Source organism: Methylobacterium mesophilicum (genome assembly GCF_022179445.1).
Classification (GTDB): Bacteria; Pseudomonadota; Alphaproteobacteria; order Rhizobiales; family Beijerinckiaceae; genus Methylobacterium; species Methylobacterium mesophilicum.
Genome location: NZ_BPQU01000137.1, coordinates 1 through 259, shown reverse-complemented (window position 1 = coordinate 259; position 259 = coordinate 1). Strand labels below are relative to the sequence as shown.

Below are 259 nucleotides of genomic sequence, written 5' to 3'. Positions count from 1 at the left end.
CCCGAATGGTTGTAGGTGCCGTCGCCGAGGTTCTGGAACACGTGGCCGCGCTTGGAGAAGCTGTTCTCCCCGATCCAGTTCGCGCCCTCGCCGCCCATCTGGGTGAAGCCGTCGGTGCCGCGGTCCATCCATTGCGCCATGTAGTGGCAGCCGATGCCCGCATAGGCCCGCATGCCCTCCGGCACCTTGGTCGAGGAATTGTGCGGGCAGCCGGCGCAGAAATGCGGGATCCGGGCCGCAACCGCCGACATCGCGGCCC

At 68.0% G+C, this 259-nt stretch carries 1 protein-coding gene; it reads right to left on the bottom strand.

Annotation, left to right across the window (positions count from 1 at the left end; translation table 11 throughout):
• Positions 1-259: hypothetical protein (locus tag MFF40_RS28530; protein ID WP_238263189.1), on the bottom strand; the 259-nt coding region annotated here is incomplete at both ends.